3 protein-coding genes are annotated in these 2,905 nt (G+C 29.1%); 1 reads left to right on the top strand and 2 read right to left on the bottom strand.

Going from position 1 to position 2,905, the window contains the following annotated elements:
* Positions 1-648: 648 nt before the first annotated feature.
* Positions 649-819, top strand: a complete 171-nt coding sequence (locus QM536_09760) for a hypothetical protein (protein ID MDI9357295.1) — start codon at positions 649-651, stop codon at positions 817-819.
* A 427-nt stretch (positions 820-1,246) separates the two neighbouring features.
* Here QM536_09760 and QM536_09755 read toward each other — a convergent pair whose 3' ends face one another.
* Together QM536_09755 and QM536_09750 are read right to left on the bottom strand one after the other, a co-directional pair.
* Positions 1,247-1,705 (bottom strand): hypothetical protein, encoded by a 459-nt coding sequence (locus tag QM536_09755; protein MDI9357294.1) that lies wholly within the window; start codon positions 1,703-1,705, stop codon positions 1,247-1,249.
* Complete coding sequence (locus QM536_09750) at positions 1,702-2,502, bottom strand: hypothetical protein (protein MDI9357293.1); 801 nt, start codon at positions 2,500-2,502, stop codon at positions 1,702-1,704. Before QM536_09750 ends, QM536_09755 begins: the two co-directional genes overlap by 4 nt.
* Positions 2,503-2,905: the final 403 nt, after the last annotated feature.

The following is a 2,905-nucleotide window of genomic DNA, read 5'->3' as shown; positions in this document are numbered from 1 at the left end:
ATTATTTCACAAAAATAAATTAAACATTGAATATAAAACATTTATTTTTTATTTTCCACAAGTTATATTTTTTTTTGAATTTTACTTAAAAAAACGAAAAAAAGATGTTAATTTTTGTTAATGAGTGATTTTATAGCAAAAAACCTTCTAATTTTATGTAGGTGGTTTTAATATTTCTTCTGTTGGTACATTTTTATATACCCAATGAACGATAGATTCTTTAAATTCTTGGGGAGTTTTTATAAATAATTTTGTTTTCGTTGTATATCATTTTCTGGTGTCTCTTTTTACTCATTGGAATTATAAAATAAAAAAAGCCCACGTTTGAAAGCGTGGGTTCTGTAAAGGAAAAATCATTTTTTTCTTATAGATATTTTTGAAAACATACAGAAAAAGAAAGAAACTGTTTACAATTTTCTATCTTGCGATGCAGATATTTCTCTTGGTGTTTTTTATCTTTTCATGAGTACCACTTTTTTATAAAGGTTCTTTCAAGGCGGTTATTAAATCTTGGTTTGGGAGCAAAAATTACTACTTCTACTGTATTTGCTGATGGAATGGATGAGAAATATCTTTGTAAGCAACGAGATTACATGCGTATAGTGAAAAATTTTGCGAGAACAAGTAACATACAAATACTTATAAACTATGAATAGAATTTTTTTTTACTCAAAAACTATTGCAGAAGATACCATAGTATTATCCGAAGAAGAATCTCACCACTGTATAAAAGTATTGAGACATCAAAAGAATGACCTTATACATATATTTTATTATATTTTGTTAATGTATCCCTATTACCGCTTGTATAAAACTTAATAAAAAATATAAGGGCAGGATAAAACCTACCCTTATAAGAATCATTCTCGTTCCACAATACCTATGGAACTAATACCAAGCGAAAACCTAAGCAAGCTCCTTAATCATCATTTGGCACAAATGTATATCCCATAAAGGTACCATCTTTCCAATAGCATGAAAGTATTATATTGCCATCCCATACAATGTGCCTTGTCCATGGAATTTGTCATCTTTAAAGTTACCAACCATTACAATATTAAAATAAATTCTTTGAATATATTTTTTGCGTAAGGTGAGTCAATTAATAATTCATAAAACTCTTTTTGAACTTTTTATTTTTATATCTATTTGTATTTCTTTATAAAAATCAATGTATTCTTTATAATTTTTGATGTGTGATTTTAGTACTTCTAAGTTAACAGAACATTGTAATCTTCTTTGTTTTTTAGAATCTATTTTTGGATTTAATATGATAAATGAACTTTTTGATTTCATTTTCTGCAAATATTCTTGCTTCTTCGTGTTTTCCTTTTTTAAAAGTGAGTAAATGATTATGAAATTTTTCTATCTCGTTATATGATAGTTCCCTTAGTAAAAATTTGTGTTCTTCTGCTGATATTATAAATTCGTATAAAATAAAAAATTCTTTTACGGCATTGGTTTGTTTATAACAGCCAACTAACATTCTGAAAGATTCATTTATACTCCAAAAAGATCTAGTGTCAGAAAGCCCTACAATATTATTTTTTGTCGTTTTTATAGATGTTGGGAATCCAAATTCTTTATCATATTTTTTTTCAATATCCCAATTACTTTGAGGTGATCTTTCGCTATCCGAACTTCCTGAAAAAGCCGATTTAATATGATCTTCGTATTTTTTCCCATGTAACTGGTTTTTACTCATAGTATTTTCTTTAAAGCACTTACAAATTCGGGCTTAGACAAACTCCTCACGCCTGCCGTAGCGGAAGAAATTTTTGTAAAATCAATGGTATTAATTTTTTCTATTAACCAATCGGGCGAAAAATTGGTTTTTAAAAAATAATGAGTGGTTTGAGAGCAAGAACCTACGTCTTTGGTGGCTTTACCAGCCCGTCCTCCCACTCTCCTCAGCGCAAAGTTCGCCTCTTCTTTTTTTACAAATGAAAATGCATCACTTTTTAAATCCACTTGTAGGGACATTCTCTTTTTTTCCGTCTTTTCCCATACTTGAAAACAGCAAGGCACATCATATTTTTCCCCGTTGAGGAGGAAAGAGTTTTTTGGTAAATCCCTATCCAATTTGAGAACAAAAAATCTATTGAGTCGGTTCTGAATGGATGCTTTTTGAAAGGTCTTTGGAACAATAAAAGCAATCATGTCTGAAAATTGTGCTGCGTGGTTAAAAAATTTAACGGATAGAGAGGAGTTTTTACCAAAGGGCGGATTTCCAATAGTTACTACTCCTTTTTTTTCGGGAAAAAATGTAAAAAAATCTTTCTTTTGTATTTCCAAATTTTGAGGAACTATGTCTAATCCTAACCTTTTCTCTTTCGGGAATAGAGAGTAAAAAGAACCATTTCCTGCAGATGGCTCCAAAAACAAAGTAAATGTATCCAAAGAAAAGGGAGCAAGTAAATCATAACACCATTTAGCAATCTTTGGATCCGTGTAAAATGCGTCTAATTCTGATTTTCTTTTGTAGATTGTGTTTTTGTTCATAGGAAAATTCGGCACATTGACATATACTCATTACAAATGAAATTAAAAAAAATATTAACATCCGCCACTTATAGCCGAAATTACACATTTTTTTCAAATATATAAAATTAACAAATTAAGTTGATAATACATAAAATTAAATTGAATAATACTATAAAATGGAAACTGTAAAACTTTTGTAAACTACTAAAAAAATATTGTTTTTTTGTAACAATAAATAAAAACCTCCCCTCCTTTGGAGGGGCTGTGGAGGTCAAACAATTACTTCTTCAACCTTATTTACCAACAAAATACGGTAATTTTGAATTTTTAGAACCCATCTTATAGATATTTTTGAAAACATACAGGAAAAGAAAGAAACTGTTTACAATTTTCTATCTTGCGATGCAGATATTTCTCTTGG

This window comes from Chitinophagaceae bacterium (assembly GCA_030053935.1).
Classification (GTDB): domain Bacteria; phylum Bacteroidota; class Bacteroidia; order Cytophagales; family JASGCU01; genus JASGCU01.
This window is presented reverse-complemented; position numbering and strand designations above follow the sequence as displayed.

Bases quoted from the DNA above. Each gene is read 5' to 3' on its own strand.
- QM536_09750 (MDI9357293.1), bottom strand. From the start codon at position 2,502: ATGAACAAAAACACAATCTACAAAAGAAAATCAGAATTAGACGCATTT.
- QM536_09760 (MDI9357295.1), top strand. From the start codon at position 649: ATGAATAGAATTTTTTTTTACTCAAAAACTATTGCAGAAGATACCATA.
- QM536_09755 (MDI9357294.1), bottom strand. From the start codon at position 1,705: ATGAGTAAAAACCAGTTACATGGGAAAAAATACGAAGATCATATTAAA.